This window comes from Aminobacterium sp. MB27-C1 (genome assembly GCF_030908405.1).
Lineage (GTDB): Bacteria > Synergistota > Synergistia > Synergistales > Aminobacteriaceae > Aminobacterium.
In genome coordinates this window covers 1,595,887-1,610,759 of sequence record NZ_CP133089.1, presented here as the reverse complement: position 1 = coordinate 1,610,759, position 14,873 = coordinate 1,595,887, and the positions used below count along the sequence as shown (strand labels likewise).

The 14,873-nt window shown below is 38.7% G+C and carries 16 protein-coding genes; 7 read left to right on the top strand and 9 right to left on the bottom strand.

The window, feature by feature from the left end:
- Positions 1-69 precede the first annotated feature (69 nt).
- Complete coding sequence (locus RBH88_RS07815) at positions 70-1,008, bottom strand: YeiH family protein (protein ID WP_307879515.1); 939 nt, start codon at positions 1,006-1,008, stop codon at positions 70-72.
- 124 nt (positions 1,009-1,132) lie between these two features.
- Here RBH88_RS07815 and RBH88_RS07810 point away from each other — a divergent pair, with 124 nt between their 5' ends.
- A complete protein-coding gene (locus tag RBH88_RS07810) occupies positions 1,133-2,032 on the top strand; it encodes a LysR family transcriptional regulator (protein WP_213695322.1) in 900 nt (299 codons plus the stop codon).
- 47 nt (positions 2,033-2,079) lie between these two features.
- On the opposite strand, the gene trpB is transcribed toward RBH88_RS07810, so the two are convergent.
- Positions 2,080-3,258: a tryptophan synthase subunit beta gene (gene trpB / locus RBH88_RS07805; RefSeq protein ID WP_213691925.1), complete on the bottom strand. Its 1,179-nt coding sequence runs from the start codon at positions 3,256-3,258 to the stop codon at positions 2,080-2,082.
- A gap of 299 nt (positions 3,259-3,557) precedes the next feature.
- Between trpB and RBH88_RS07800 the strand changes: the two genes are divergently transcribed.
- Positions 3,558-4,100 (top strand): flavodoxin family protein, encoded by a 543-nt coding sequence (locus RBH88_RS07800; protein ID WP_213699691.1) that lies wholly within the window; start codon positions 3,558-3,560, stop codon positions 4,098-4,100.
- A 91-nt stretch (positions 4,101-4,191) separates the two neighbouring features.
- On the opposite strand, the gene RBH88_RS07795 is transcribed toward RBH88_RS07800, so the two are convergent.
- Both RBH88_RS07795 and RBH88_RS07790 read right to left on the bottom strand, forming a co-directional pair.
- A complete protein-coding gene (locus RBH88_RS07795; protein ID WP_307879514.1) occupies positions 4,192-4,323 on the bottom strand; it encodes a hypothetical protein in 132 nt (43 codons plus the stop codon).
- Between the two features lie 39 nt (positions 4,324-4,362).
- A complete protein-coding gene (locus tag RBH88_RS07790; protein ID WP_213691923.1) occupies positions 4,363-5,610 on the bottom strand; it encodes a phenylacetate--CoA ligase family protein in 1,248 nt (415 codons plus the stop codon).
- Between the two features lie 331 nt (positions 5,611-5,941).
- On the opposite strand from RBH88_RS07790, the gene RBH88_RS07785 reads away from it, so the two are divergent.
- Positions 5,942-7,273 carry an SH3 domain-containing C40 family peptidase gene (locus RBH88_RS07785; protein ID WP_213701143.1) on the top strand — a complete coding sequence of 444 codons (1,332 nt, stop codon included), beginning with the start codon at positions 5,942-5,944 and terminating at the stop codon, positions 7,271-7,273.
- A gap of 43 nt (positions 7,274-7,316) precedes the next feature.
- Here the strand turns inward: RBH88_RS07785 and RBH88_RS07780 are convergent, their stop codons facing one another.
- The 5 genes from RBH88_RS07780 to RBH88_RS07760 form a co-directional block, all read right to left on the bottom strand.
- Positions 7,317-8,153: an ABC transporter permease gene (locus RBH88_RS07780; protein WP_213691921.1), complete on the bottom strand. Its 837-nt coding sequence runs from the start codon at positions 8,151-8,153 to the stop codon at positions 7,317-7,319.
- A gap of 70 nt (positions 8,154-8,223) precedes the next feature.
- Positions 8,224-9,351: an ABC transporter substrate-binding protein gene (locus RBH88_RS07775; RefSeq protein WP_213691920.1), complete on the bottom strand. Its 1,128-nt coding sequence runs from the start codon at positions 9,349-9,351 to the stop codon at positions 8,224-8,226.
- A gap of 212 nt (positions 9,352-9,563) precedes the next feature.
- On the bottom strand, positions 9,564-9,914 hold the full coding sequence (locus RBH88_RS07770; RefSeq protein ID WP_213701141.1) for a hypothetical protein: 351 nt from the start codon (positions 9,912-9,914) through the stop codon (positions 9,564-9,566).
- Between the two features lie 24 nt (positions 9,915-9,938).
- Positions 9,939-10,136 carry a hypothetical protein gene (locus RBH88_RS07765; protein WP_213691918.1) on the bottom strand — a complete coding sequence of 66 codons (198 nt, stop codon included), beginning with the start codon at positions 10,134-10,136 and terminating at the stop codon, positions 9,939-9,941.
- Between the two features lie 369 nt (positions 10,137-10,505).
- The gene (locus RBH88_RS07760) at positions 10,506-11,171 is read right to left on the bottom strand and encodes a molybdopterin-dependent oxidoreductase (protein ID WP_307879513.1); all 666 of its coding nucleotides are present in this window, start codon (positions 11,169-11,171) and stop codon (positions 10,506-10,508) included.
- Between the two features lie 89 nt (positions 11,172-11,260).
- Between RBH88_RS07760 and RBH88_RS07755 the strand changes: the two genes are divergently transcribed.
- The 4 genes from RBH88_RS07755 to RBH88_RS07740 all read left to right on the top strand — a co-directional run bounded on the left by RBH88_RS07755 (position 11,261) and on the right by RBH88_RS07740 (position 14,867).
- Entirely contained in the window at positions 11,261-11,572 is a 312-nt protein-coding gene (locus tag RBH88_RS07755; protein ID WP_213699702.1) for an SHOCT domain-containing protein, read from the top strand.
- A gap of 82 nt (positions 11,573-11,654) precedes the next feature.
- Complete coding sequence (locus RBH88_RS07750) at positions 11,655-12,764, top strand: ATP-binding protein (RefSeq protein ID WP_213699703.1); 1,110 nt, start codon at positions 11,655-11,657, stop codon at positions 12,762-12,764.
- Positions 12,765-13,409 carry a response regulator transcription factor gene (locus tag RBH88_RS07745; RefSeq protein WP_213691914.1) on the top strand — a complete coding sequence of 215 codons (645 nt, stop codon included), beginning with the start codon at positions 12,765-12,767 and terminating at the stop codon, positions 13,407-13,409. It abuts the gene before it with no gap.
- A gap of 150 nt (positions 13,410-13,559) precedes the next feature.
- The gene (locus RBH88_RS07740; protein WP_213701137.1) at positions 13,560-14,867 is read left to right on the top strand and encodes a glycine/sarcosine/betaine reductase component B subunit; all 1,308 of its coding nucleotides are present in this window, start codon (positions 13,560-13,562) and stop codon (positions 14,865-14,867) included.
- The last annotated feature ends 6 nt before the right edge of the window (positions 14,868-14,873 follow it).

Sequence of the window (14,873 nt, the reverse complement as noted above, 5' to 3'; positions counted from 1 at the left end):
GTATGATGGTAGGGCAAGCTCAAAAGTTATAAGAGAGATTTTTGAACCGGGTCAATAAAGACCCGGTTTTTATATATTAAGGTGGACAAATCCCATTTTTATAATTGTAAGTGAAAGTATAGAAATAGTAACCCACAAAGTTACAGCTTTTAATAAAGCCCCTTTGCCAATTTTATGCAATTCTTCCCTTGTTAAGCCTGCACCTACAAAAAAAAGTGTTCCTACCATAAGTTTTTTTCCACATATAGCAAGGATATTCCAACTTTCTTCCATATAAGGAAGAAGCGACCGTACGAGTGCTGCCAGAAGAAAACCAAAGAGAAACCAAGGAATGGTTGCCTTGTTTTTGCTTCTATTAAGTTTCGTGGCAATGAATGAAAGGGGAAGAATCCAAAGAGCACGAGTTAGTTTAATTGTTGTTCCAATAGCTAAGGCTTGAGCTCCATAAATAGCAGAAGCTCCTACAACACTACTTGTGTCATGAATAGCAAGTGCTGCCCAAATACCGAAATCTGTTTGGGATAAATTCATAAGATGTCCAGCATACGGAAAGACTAAAAGAGCGACACCATTAAGAAGAAACACAACAGCCATTGCAACTGCTGTTTGACCTTGGGACGCTCCAATGGCAGAAGACATCGCGGCTATGGCGCTGCCTCCGCAAATAGCAGTTCCACTGCTTATGAGAAAAGAAGTATCCCTTTCGACTTTGTAAAGCTTTCCGAATAGCCATCCCAAGAGCATTGTTGTTGTAATGCTAAGGAACGTAATGCCAAGAGATGTATAGCCTACCTTAAGAATGACACGAAGATGCAAGCCAAAGCCGAAAAGAATCACCGCAATTTGTAATAAGTATTTCGCAAGTTTTCCTGTGAGTTGTTTCAATGGATTTCCACAGGTCAGAGCAATAATGCTTCCGACACACAGGGCAAAAGCGGGAGAATGCGAGACTAGTGAGAGAAATATTCCTAAGATAACCCAAAAGAATGGTGATTGAAGAATTAACATAATAACGATAGCTCCTTTATATTTCAAATTGATGTCTCAACACTATAGTTTGAATTGATTATTGATTCCAGCTTATAATTATGATATTTTCCATCAATAAAATTGATAGATAGGGGAGTTTTTTATGGATTCTGTGACTCTCAGGCAACTTGAAATTTTTGTTTCAGTAGCAAAAAGTGAAAGTATGACGAAGGCAGCAAAAAATCTATATATTAGTCAGTCAGCAGCGAGCATGGCTCTGAGAGAGTTTGAAGAAATTTTAGGTGGTTCTGTTTTTTATAGAGTAGGGAGAGGGTTATCTTTAAATGATAGGGGACGGTTTCTGCTTCCCAAGGCAGAATATATTCTGGCCCTGATGAAAGATTTTATGGATGTTGCCAATAACGATAAAGAAAATCTGATGGGGGAACTTAAAATTGGCTGTAGTACGACTATTGGTAATTATTTTTTCCCCACTCGTTTAAAACAGTTTTGTGATGAACATCCGTTGGTAAAAATTAGTTTGAATGTAGGAAACACGCGAGAGATAGCCGATCTTCTTTCCGAGGGCGTTTTGGATATCGGGCTGGTAGAAGGGCTTGTGGCGCGGAGAGATATAGAAGAGGAAGAGTGGGTAAAAGATGAATTGGTGATTATAGCTTCTCCTGAACATCCTTTTGCTTGCAGAAAATTTGTTCCTATGCAAGAGATGCAGGAAGAACCATGGGTGTTACGAGAAAGGGGTTCTGGAACACTGAGTACGTTTGAAGCGGTTCTTTCACGTAAAAATTTAAGTTTTCACCATGTGCAGGAGATAGGTCATACCGAAGCGATTAAGAGAGTTGTAGAAGCAGGAATGGGCATGAGTTGTCTCTCAAAACTAGCTGTTGAGAAAGAGTTACTTGAGGGACATCTCGCAGAAATACATACTGATGAATGTATTTCTCGTTGGTTTAGAATAATTACTTTGCCAGAACAGTATAGAAGCAGATTATTTCTCTATATGTTGCGTTGGTTACGTTCATTAGCTTCTTCTATAAACTAATAAAGAGGGAAGCGACGTACTCTTACTGTATGTCGCTTCCCTCACTTTCACTCGATGAGAGGAAGTATAGTATCCATATCTTTATCACCTCTGCCTGAGAGGTTAACGAGCACAGTTTGATTTTTTGAAAGAGTAGGAAGTAATTTAAAAGCATATGCGAGAGCATGTGAACTTTCAAGAGCAGGAATAATCCCTTCTTTTCTAGAGAGAAGTTTAAAGGCATTTATTGCTTCCTGATCTGTTACTGATGTATAAGATACACGACCGCTATCTTTTAAATATGCATGCTCTGGCCCTACTCCGGGATAGTCCAATCCTGCGGAGATAGAGTAAACTTCTGCGGGTTCTCCCTGATCATCCGAAAGAACATAGCTTTTAAAGCCATGAATGACACTGGGGTGTCCAGCTGAGAGTGTGGCTGCATGTTCTCCTGTAGCCAAGCCTTTCCCTGCAGGTTCTACTCCTACGATTTTTACTTCCCGATCGTTTAGGAAACCAGCGAAAAGGCCAATGGCGTTACTTCCTCCACCTACACAAGCTACAGCGTAATCGGGCAGATTTTGTTCACGTTCAATAAATTGAGAGCGAGCTTCTTTGCCAATAATACTCTGAAAATCGCGAACGATAGTTGGATAGGGATGGGGGCCGACAGCGGACCCTAAAAGGTAAAAGGTTTCCGGATTTTCAGCAAAGGCTTTTAGTGCTGCATCGACAGCTTCTTTTAATGCTTTTTGTCCGTCTTCAACAGCAATTACTTCTGTTCCCAGAACTTTCATTCGAGCTACATTAGGTGCCTGTCTTGCAACGTCAAGAGCACCCATGTAGACGGTGCATTTCATACCCATTAATGCTGCTACGGTGGCACTTGCTGTTCCATGCATGCCTGCACCTGTTTCAGCTATGAGTTCCGTTTTGCCCATTCTTTTTGCGAGGAGTGCTTGTCCTATGGCGTTATTAATTTTATGAGCACCGGTATGGTTTAAGTCTTCGCGCTTAAGGAAGAGACGTCCGCCACCAAAATAGTGAGAAATATTCTTACATTCTGTAAGCGCAGAAGGCCTGCCAACGTATTCTTTGAGAAGGCTCATAAATTCCTCTTTAAAAGAGGGGTCGCTTTTTGCTTCATCGTAAGCCTTTTCCAGTTCATCAAGGCGGATCTGTAGTGCTTGAGGTACAAAACTTCCTCCGTATTCTCCAAAATATCCTTTTTTCCCCTTTGTAGTCATGAGTATTTCCTCCTTGTATTTTTTAGTTTGAATAAAAAAAGGGTTTCCCTCGCTTATGGAGAGAAACCCTTTTTCTTTACGTTGAATTAAAATTAAAGAAAAAGGGCTGCGGTTTGGCCCCGCAGCCCTAAAAATACAGGTAAAATCTGCGGCGGCGCTATCTGCGCCACCACCAGAACATTGTTATTGTATTTGTACATGTGAGATAATCAGCGTAATTTTTCATATAGTTACTCTAGCAATAGAAGCAGTATTCTGTCAAGATGCATAACTAACCTATTTACCGGGAGGTAGTACTTATGAAGATACTCGCGTTACTTGGCAGTCCCAACAAAAAAGGGAACACGGCGTCACTTTTAGAGAAATTTCTGGAAGGTGCAGCTACTCATAATGTCGAAAGTGAGACTGTTTTTTTACACTCTTGTAACATTGCTCCTTGTACCGCATGTAATTCTTGTCGCGAAAACCCGGAGGTGCTTTGTGTAATTGACGATGATATGCAACAACTCTATTCTAAAGTGTACGATGCAGATGTTCTCGTTTTTGCTACTCCTGTCTATTGGTGGACAATTTCTGCTCAGATGAAACTTTTTATGGATCGACTCTATGCCATTAATTACGACAGACTAAAAAATAAAAAGGTAGTTTTGATAATGACTTATGGTGGAGAGAAACCTAACCTTGGCCCAGAACTTGTAGAAAAGATGTATACAGACATTTGTGATTGGTTAGGCATGAATTTTTACGGGGTGCTGGAAGCGTGCTCTGGAAATACTCCAACGTCGAAAAATAGTGACGCCCTTCAAGAAGCTTTTGATTTGGGAGTTTCATTAGCGGATTGACACTAAATAAGTATGAAATGAAAAAATAAAGGCCGCTCGAAAAAGACAACTACAAATTCCTTTTTCGGGCGGCCAGCAATAGAAATAGTCGCTATCTTCGTTCATGATTTCGTGCCTCTTTGTAGGCGAAAGAAAGCCCTTCAAAATCAAATTCGTTTTGCTTGGGGTCGTAAAGGTTTTCGTTCATTCTTGTCTTTTCCTGATGTACCTTTTTCTCAGACATTATATATTCCTCCCTTTTAGACCTATCGGTTGGCCTTTTTTAAGCTACATGCATTACGCGGCAAGCTTTCCCTTCGTTTCTAACGAGAGTTTCAGGGTCAGCAATCTGAACGTTAATTCGAATGCCGAGTTTCTCTTTTAAATGATGTGATGTCTTTGCCTTGAGTTGTTCTCTTCCAGATTCAGATAGAAGTTTGGCAGATTCGCAGACTACCGTAAGTTCTGGCATATCTTTGTGATGGCGTACCTCTAGATGGTAGTGCAGAGAAAGTCCTTTTACAGAAGCGAGGGCAGCTTCTACTTGGGATGGGAAAACGTTGACACCCCGTATTATGAGCATATCGTCATTACGTCCGGCAACTCTTGCAATTCGTTTTCCTTGACGGCCACAACTGCAAGGTTCTGTAATAAGAGATGTCAGGTCTCGAGTTCTGTAACGAATAAGTGGAAAAGCTTCTTTATTAATTGTCGTGATAACAAGCTCTCCAAACTCCCCGTCGGCTAAAGGTTGTGTGCTTTCTGCATCTATTGTTTCCATAAAAAAGTGATTATGGTTAAAGTGCATTCCATTTTTTGCATTGCACTCCATAGCTACCCCAGGTCCCATAATTTCAGAAAGACCATATGAATTGATAACAGTGATTCCTAGCATTTCTTCTATTTGATGTCCCATATCTTCAGTCCAGGCTTCTCCACCAAGAATAGCAAGACGAAGATTCAGTCTAGAACGCAAGTTATGCTTAACAATTTTCTCAGCGAGGTATAGAGCATATGAGGGCGTGCTTGTAAAAACAGTTGTTTGCGCGTCTTCCATTAAAAAAAGTTGGCGATCTGTAAAACCTCCTCCAGATGGAATAACCATAGCTCCAATTTTTTCTGCCCCGTAATGAAATCCGAGAGCTCCAGTAAAAAGGCCGTACCCAAGAATGATTTGAAATACATCATCAGATGTAACCCCAGCTGTTTTTAAACATTCTGCCATACATTCTTTCCAATCATTGATATCTCTTTGTGTGTAAGGAACAAATGTAGGTTTGCCTGTCGTTCCAGAGGAAGCGTGAAGTCTAACAACCTGATTTTGTGAACAGGCGAGAAGTCCGAGAGGGTAGCTATCCCTCAGATCTTGTTTTGTAGTAAAAGGTAACTTTTTAAAATCATCAATTGAATGAATGTCCTCTGGGAAAATTCCACATTGTTCCATTTTCCTTCTATAAAGACCGTGAGTATTCCAGACTTGACGTACTATTTTTTGAAGACCGATCAATGTTGACTTATCAACTTGAGACATATTAATTTCCACCTTTCGCGTTCATTTTTAATTTCAAAGAATAAAAAAAGGGCCGGATCCCCTAGTAACGGGAACCCGGCCCTGTAAAGGCCATCAACGCCTAAGCGCTGGCCCTCCAGAGGGGTCCCTCGCCGGCGTAATAATACTCAAAAAAGCAGTTGGAAGAGGATATAATAACTAAAGACATTAAAGTTGCCTCCAACCTGTCTGAATTTTTAAACACTTATATCATTGCAGAAGATAAATGTCAAATGAGGAATATGAAATCATAAATAAAGAGCGGAGAAGAGGGTGATCAATCCTGACCTTAAGTAGAAAAAGTAATTTTAAAATGTACGTTTTTTTATTTTGCCTGTTGTTTTTTAGTCTATGTTTTAAATCGGTTTCCTGGGCGTATCAAAAGGATGAAGAAGAAATAAAAGATATCGTCTCTTTAAGTCAGAATTGCTTTTATTACATAACCGGAGATTATTCGGATCGAATTTTGAATGTTGAAGCACAAAAAAATATGGATAATCAATATAATAAACATTACTTTTCTCCGTGGTCTCAAAGTGGGCCTTCTCGGGGCCTTGATTCTTTACTGTGGCCTTTTAAATGGTTCCCATATCAAAAAACATATGGAGAAAATAGACGTTTGAGATTATATGGTTGGTATGAAAAGCAAAAGGAAAACGCCCAAATAGAGCATTTTGGAAGCCAAAACAAGAAGGCTATAGTAGTGGAAGAGGCAAATCTTCGAGCTTTCCCGTCAAATGAGCCAGTCTTCTTTGACTTTGAAAAGGCAGGCGAAGGATATCCCTTTGATTATGGACAGAATACAACGGTGAAACCAGGAGATCCTCTTTTTGTCTCTCATCTTTCTGAAGATGGAGCATGGGCTTTTGTTGATAGTCACGCAGTTTCTGGATGGATAGATACTCGTCGTATCGCATGGATAACAGAAGACCAGATAAAAATGTGGAGAGAATATCCGATGGGCGTAGTGATAAAAGATAACCTTCCTCTTCTGGATAATGAGAAACATTTTTATGCCAAAGCAAAAATAGGAACAATTTTACCCATAGTTAAACATTTTCCTCTTCAAGCTTCATATGAAGTACTTATTCCAGTTCGAGGATTGGATAGTAATGTTTTTTTTAAAAAGATCATTCTTTCTGATTGTTGCATTACTCCAAAGCCTTTAGATTTCACAAAATGGAATGCAGCTTATATTGCTTCACAATTTATGCATGAACCTTACGGTTGGGGTGGGGGTAATAATAGGCGAGATTGTAGCGCCACGACGCAGGATTTTTTTGCAGTGTTTGGCTTATGGTTACCAAGAAATTCGAAAGCCCAAGCTTCACAAGGAATTTCTGTCGACGTGAAAGGCCTTCCTCTTATCGAAAAGGAAAAAACGGTACTTTCGCAAGGGAAACCTTTTTTAACTTTAGCAGCTTTGCCAGGGCATATTATGTTGTATATAGGAACATATCATGACAAACCCGTTTTTTTACATAATTTATGGGGGATACGTACTTTGGTTGAAGAAAAAGAGGGAAGGTTGATTATTGGTCGAACAGTTATTACTTCGCTCGAAGCAGGAAATGAGCTATCAAGTATTGTTGAAGAAAGCATTATCGGCAATCGAGTTACACATTTTGTCGTTTTGTCTGATTAGAATAGAAAAGGAGGCTGGTAGAAAATTCAGCCTCCTTTTTAAGTTAACGTGCAGTATGTTGCCATGAAAATTTTTTTTCTTCAAGATATCTGAAAGCGTAATCAAGAAGGGCGCCAATAACACCAATGCAGATCATTCCGGTAATGACAATATCTACTCGTGCTAATTCGTAAGCATGGGTAATTAAATATCCAACGCCGGAAAGACTTCCGGGTAGCATCTCTGCTGAAACTAAACATCCCCACGCAGCGCCTAGTCCTGTTCGCATCCCATTCATCAATGTAGGAGCAGCTCCAGGTAGAAGTATCTTCCTAAAAATGTCTGACTTAGTGGCGCCGAGCACACGAGCTGACTCTATTAGCGTTTTAGGAACGTTTTTTACGGCATGTATTGCACTCGTTATGATAGGAAAAAAAGCTCCTAAGAAGATAATGTAGACCATTGAGAGCTTAAAGTTACTCAAATAAACATACCACGTTCCTTGTCGAAGCCCAAAGATGGTGGCAAAACTTGTCATTCCAAGCCAGGCTAAAATAAGAGGAACCCATGCTATTGGGGGAACTGGCCGGAAAAAACCTAAAAAAGTATTAAAAAAATAGTATATATTTTCTCTTGATCCCATAAGTATTCCCAAAGGAAGCGCTACTAGCAAAGCTACAGTATATCCTAATAAAACCCTAATAAGACTTACGGCTATATTGGTAAATAAAGATCCTAACCCAATTATGCTTTTACTGGGCATGATAAATTGTTTTAATACTTCTTGAGAGGTTGGAAGGATCATAGGATTGTTTACTATATCTGCCATATACCCCCAAAGAATAAGAATTGAAAAAGGGAGTATTAGAGAAAGTCCAGTTTTGAATGCGAGTTGTTTCATGGTGATCTCTCCTAAATTATTTCTATCAAGAAGAGGGGAATTTCCCCCCTTCTTGATACGAGTCAAAATTCTATTCAACTTTATTGATGAAACTGAAGTCAAAGAAAACCTTTTTTATTTCATCAAAACTTTTTCCTTTCATTTCTCCTTCGAACTTGCCCATATCATTTAAAACATCTACATAGAGTTTGACTCCATCCATCCATTTTTCTGAAGGAGTTGTCGTGTAAACGATAGTTGCATTTTCAGCTGCTTCTACAGGAATTCCGATAATTTCAGAATTGATTTTTGCTGCTTCTTTTTTATGGGCCGTACACCATTCAGCACTGTTATGGAATAACTGAGTAAGTGCCTGGTACACTTCGGGATGCTCTTTTATAGAATCTTCTCTTGCAGTGAGAGAGCAACAAGGGAAATCATACCATTGTCCTGCAGGGGGAAAGTCTTTGAGGTGTAAAACAATTTTCCCTATCCCTTGAGCTTCTGCTGTTTCTGGATAGTGAGACGGGCCGACCCAACCATCTACGAAATTTCCAGAGAAAGCTGGTAGCATATTTCTATCGCCTTTTAAATCAACAAGTAAAACATCAGCAGTTGAGTCGTTTGGATCTTCGGTAACCTTTAATCCTCCTTTTTTTAAAGCTGTTTCAAGAACAACACGCGGCGCGCTAGTTGGGGAGTGGTAGCCAAGACGAACGGGATTAGGCGAATCCTTTATATGTTTTTCTAAGGCATCCCAGCCATAAAACTTTGTTTCGGGAGGGAACACAAGGGCTATTCCATCTACATGTATAGGGCAGAGGACGCGTAATTTAGTTCCTCTATCGTAGGCAAACATCATGCCGGTAGTTGAATTAACGCAGCAATCAAGTCGTTTTTGACCTAAGAGAACTGCCGATTCAGAACTTCCCTTTGTAACAACCATTTCAAGCAAAGCAATCTTTTCGCCATTAGAATAAAGTTCATATTGCTGTTTTTCAATGATAGGTTTGAGATAAACTCCGCCATCTTTGAATTTTTCGCCTCGTGCTGTAGCAACAAGTAAAATGCCTGCATGGAGATCAAAGCCCCAGGCCATTTTAATTACAGGAACTTCTTGTGCTAGTGCTGGAGATGAAGAAAGCGGGAGTAGCATCGATGATGCAATCGTAAGTAAAAGCGCACAGAACAATGAAAATTTTTTTGATTTAGAGAACATGTAGTGCACCCTCCTGTTATGGAATAATTTTTATAACTTTTAAGAATCATGCCGGCATGCCAGAAATATTAACATCAAGATATTTTTAAAGCAAGAGTGAAGAAAATCACCTATTGTGGGGAAATATAAAAAGCGAGGGCGGAAATTTGAATATAAAAGCAGAGGGAAATAACTTGTTTCAAATCTTTAATAATTCCCCCTGCTTTTATTTATTATGGTATTACAATTTCTTTTTTCATAGTGCCAAAAATGTTGCATTCAGCTGTAACGGTTATATTTGTGCCTGAAGATATGTCTGGTATTTTGAAAGTATCTATTTGTATTTTTGAATTCTCTTGAGTTTTATACATCCTTTCTTCGAATATTTTTCCGTTGACTTCTACTTTTATACTTTTAATGTGGTGTTTTTCTGGATTATCTACCACATGTTCAATGTGAACAGAGAGAATTTTTTGTAAAGGGTCCCATTGAAGTTTTATGTCTTTAGGAGGATGGGCGAGCGCGGCAAAGCTAAATATAAAGAAAGAGAGGAAAACGCAGAGGATATTTAACTTATTTTTCATTTTCATCCCTCCTTCCACTTTTATTTACTGTAAGAATAGCCAGTAAATGAGACCATGAATGAGTCCAAACAAAAGAGCACTTAGTGCGACCCATTTATGAATTTTAAAAACAAGAGTTCCCTTAAGATATCGTCGTAGCACACTTCCGAACAAGCCAGTAACACAAGCAATAATTAACAGAACAATAGCGATACGACCAGTCCATTGAAATAAACTAATCATTGCCATTACCCTCCATTATTCATAAAATGAATGTCACCCTCTTAATCGCAAGTAGAAAACCCCGAAATTAAGAATGGCGTAACAAATTCCCAAAAAAAGATCAACATATTTCTTTTGGAACCCTTTTTGTAGAATACGTATTCTAATGTAATAGAAGGCATGGAAAGATACCAATACAATGGTCAAAGGTTGGATATTAAGGTGTAGGCGAAAGGCTGATGGTTTTGTTATGATCCAGTCAAAAATACGTGGATGTAATATTGCATATCCACTTATAAAATTAATAGAAAGAACGGGAATAAGAAGCCATGCAAAAATTCTATTAAGCTTTGCCAGAAATTTTTCGTATGCTTTGGATTCTAGCATAAGTTAATCCCCAAACATTGATTTATCAATATCTCCTTGATTGCTATATCCTCGAGATTCCCAGTACCCCTTATACCTTTCGTCATCCGATAACTCAAGGCGCGTAATCCAACGAATCCATTTATATCCCCACTTATCTTCTGCTACAAGCTGAAGTGGAAATCCTTGCGCTTGTGGAAGTACTATTCCATTTATATGATCAGCTAACATAATATTCTTCTCTTTAATGTATTCGAGTGGTAACGACGTTGTATACCCGTCGACGGCATGAAAGATAATAATTTTACTTTCTTTTTTAGGCACACTGAGGTTGATGAGATCGGTTATGAGAAAACCTTCCCATAAACATGTTACAGCCCAGCCTTCAACACAATCTATACGTATAACTTTCTTGGCTCGGGGGAGTTTCTCCGTAAGTTCTTCTAAAGTAAAAGAAAGGGGGGTTTCTACAAGTCCATCCACAACGAGTGTATATGTATCTGGATTTACCTCTTGAATTCCTTTGATTGAATTTTCTCTAAAATCTTTTATTGAGCCTAACTTTGTTCCTTCGTATTCGTTTATCTCTACAGTGGTCAGAGTTTGGGCGTAACTAGAATGTACTGAAGGGAAGAAAATATATATGGCTATTAAAAAAACACTCACTAATAGAAAGTGATTTCGGGACATGATATCATCTCCCTAATAAAAAAGAATTTTCTTTATTGTATGTTTATATCTTTTGGACTGTCAATAGAAACGAAAGGGGGGGAATTTCAATGCGTATGTTATTTTTTATGGTTTTAGGGTTAAGTATCGTATTTCCATATTTTGCTTTTGCAAATTCAGAGAGTCTGCCATGGAGTATGTGGCATCCAATGATGTTTGGATTTCCAGGAGGGATTTTTATGATGCTAATCATTATCGTTGGCATTGTCATATTGCTCGTTTTGCTTTTCAAAAAAGAGCCAACACCCCATTTGGTTTCATCTACACATGAAGCGGCTTTAGATATTTTAAAACGTCGTTATGCACGAGGAGAAATATCAAGAGAAGAATTTGAACAGATGAGAAGAGATATTGAAGAATAATAACGTATAATAACCAGTTATTGCCATTTCCTAATTTATTCTTTTATAGGAGCTTTAATTAGATTTAAGGAGCGATAGTTCTATGTCAGAAAAAGTCCTTCATGTCACAGCGTATGAATCTATTTTAAAAACTCTTTTAGAACCGTTTGCTTTACATGAAATTATAAGGGATGAAGAGGGATGTCCTATTGATTTCCGCTTTATTGACGTTAATCCTTCTTATGAAAAAGTAATGAGGCGCAAACGTATTAACGTTGTAGGAAAAACTTTTCAGGAGGTTTGGCCTAATCCTGAAGAGTTATGGATGGATAACATGCTTGAAACAGCTAAGTCTGGTCATTCCAGACATTTTGAAGGGTACAGCAGGGAAACAGATCGTTATCTTCATGCCTTGTTTTTTCCAGTAAACAGTAATGTTATAGGTGTTCTTTTTCTTGATCTTACGCAATATTATCAATCAGAAGAAGCTCTTGATAGAAGTCAGAGGATGCTTTTGAAATACAGTCAGGAATTACAAAGTTTAGTAACTCGTCTGTCTCTTACAGAAGAAGGAATTCGCCGCACTATAGCTCGAGAGATACATGATCAATTTGGCTATTCTTTTGTGACGGTCATGAATAATCTAAAGCAAATACGGAAATTGGCAGATGAAGATGAAGCTGCACTTTCTAAAGTGAATGATACCATTAATATTTTGCAAGATATTATTGATGATGCACGAGAATTGACGTTTCAAATCAGTTCCCCTATCTTGTACGAGGTGGGGTTAGGTGCAGCAATAAAAGATTTAGGAGAACGGTTATTTAAAAAAAATAATATCTACTTCACATATAGAGGAAAAGTCTGTGATCAAGGTATTGATGATAATGTAACTGTTCTTTTATTTCAAATTGTCAGGGAACTGTTTGTCAATGTAATTAAACATGCACAAGCGACAAAAGTTTCTGCTACATTGAGGCGTACACCTCGTAATGCTGAAATAGTTGTAGATGATAACGGAATTGGCTTTGAAAAAAACAATTTATTTCTCATAAGTGGTTCAAATCACTTTGGATTATTCAGCATTAAAGAAAGGCTTAATTATATTGGAGGAACGGTTGAAATTCTTAGTGAGCCGGGGAAAGGAAGTACTATCTTAGTTTCAGCTCCAGCCAATACAACAGATTTACAGGAGCGAAAGGTTAAATTTTAGATGAAAATATTGCTTGTTGATGATCATAAAATGTTTCTTGATGGATTGAAGCGATCCCTTGAACAAAATAATTTTATTGAAGAAATATTTACAGCGATCAGTGGAAAAGAAGCGTTGCGAGTCATAAGTCAAAATTCGGATATAGATTTAGCCATCGTAGATGTTACGATGCCTGATATGAATGGAAGCATACTCACCCAAAAGTTAAAGAAATGCTTACCTGATTTGAAGGTACTAGCACTTTCCATGTATTCTAATGTTTATATTATTTCTGATATGCTTCGATCGGGAGCTACTGGATACGTTTTAAAAGATTGCGAGACAGAAGAGCTGGAGAGAGCTATTCAAGCGGTATATTATGGAGCTTTTTACTTGTGTTCTACAGCAGGTTCGTTGATTATAAAAAACTACCTTAACCTCCTGGAAAACTCAGAAGAGTTAAGAGAACCTGAGTTAACAGAGAGAGAAAGAGAAATTTTATGCCTTTTAGCTCATGGGCTTAAAGTTCATGAAATAGCACAAAAACTTTCTATAAGCCGCCATACCGTTAATACTCATAGAAGCAATATCATGGCAAAGCTTAACTGTGATACTTTTGTTGATTTGATCCGATATTGTATTCGAGAGGGTATTTGCAAAGAGTAACATCCTTCAAAGTCCCCTCCTTTTTCACCTATCTCACTCACTGTGTGAGATAAAAATCATACACTTGCTTATTACTCTATTACACAGTGTGCAATATACACTCACACACCATCCCCCCTAGAATGAGTCTCCAAGGGGGGATGGTTTTTTATGAGATTAGAGATAGGTAATTTTCATGTGAAAGATATGGTTTTTGGCGATGCGACAGCTTTTAGTAACGGCGTTCTTACTATAAATAAAAAAGAAGCCTTAGATGTAGTTTTTGAAGACGCTCACATTACGGAAGCAGAATTACATATCGTTAAGCCGGGTGACATGGTTCGTATCACGCCTGTAAAGGATGCTTTTGAACCAAGATGTAAAGTTACTGGAAATTCTATTTTCCCTGGTTTTTTTGATAGTTTCGAACCTGTAGGACAAGGACGTACCCATGCGTTAAAGGAGTGTTCCGTTCTCTCTGTTGGAAAACATTGGGGATGTTTTCAGGATGGTCTAATCGATATGGGAGGAGAATTTCAGAACCATACTATTTTCGGCTCAATGACCAATTTGGTTCTTGTAGCAGAAACTGACGAAGAATTTGAAAAGAGAGCATTCCAAAAAAGAAATATAGCCCATCGTAAAGCAGGGATGCGTCTGGCAAAATATTTAGGCGAATGCCTACGACATCTTGAGCCGGAGGATATAGAAGTTTATGATTTACCTCCTCTTGGTAAGCGCGGATCAGATGTAGAGTCACTTCCTCGTGTTGCGTATATAATGAAGGTGTTGGCACAATGGGAAGACAGAGGATATAACGCAGAGTACTATGGTTGGGATACAAAGAGAATTCTTCCTATGTATGTGCATCCCAATGAAATTCTTGACGGTGCTATTGCGGGAGGCAGTTTTACACCTGCTTCAAACAATATGTCAACATATTCCTTTCAAAATAATTCCATAGTCAAAAAACTAATGAAAGAGCACGGTAAAGAAATCAATTTCCTTGGCGTCATTCTGAGCAATGAGACAGTTGAGCTCAGCGAGAAAAAGCTGTGCGTTTTAACAGATAGTCGTTTAGCGCAAGCTTTAGGGGCAGACGGAGTCATCATTTCCAGAGAAGGATATGGAAATGCTGATGTGGGTTTTATGCTCACTATAGCAGAGCTTGAAAAAATGGGGATAAAAACGGTAGGTGCGGTTAATGAATGCACAGGAAGAGACGGAGCTTCTCAACCTATGGTGCTTATGAGAAAAGAAGCTGATGCCCTGGTTTCTACAGGAAATGTATCAGAAATTTTAGAGTTGCCTTCTATGCCTGTTGTTTTAGGAGATTTAGAGTCTATTGCTCGAGACGGTTGTGGTGGTGGATGGGAAGGTTGTGTACGTGAAGATGGCTCTCTCACTATTGAGGCGCAGGCCTTTCTTGATGGCGATGCTCAAACAGGCGATTCTATTAAACGCTGTGCGGAGTTTTAAGGAGGC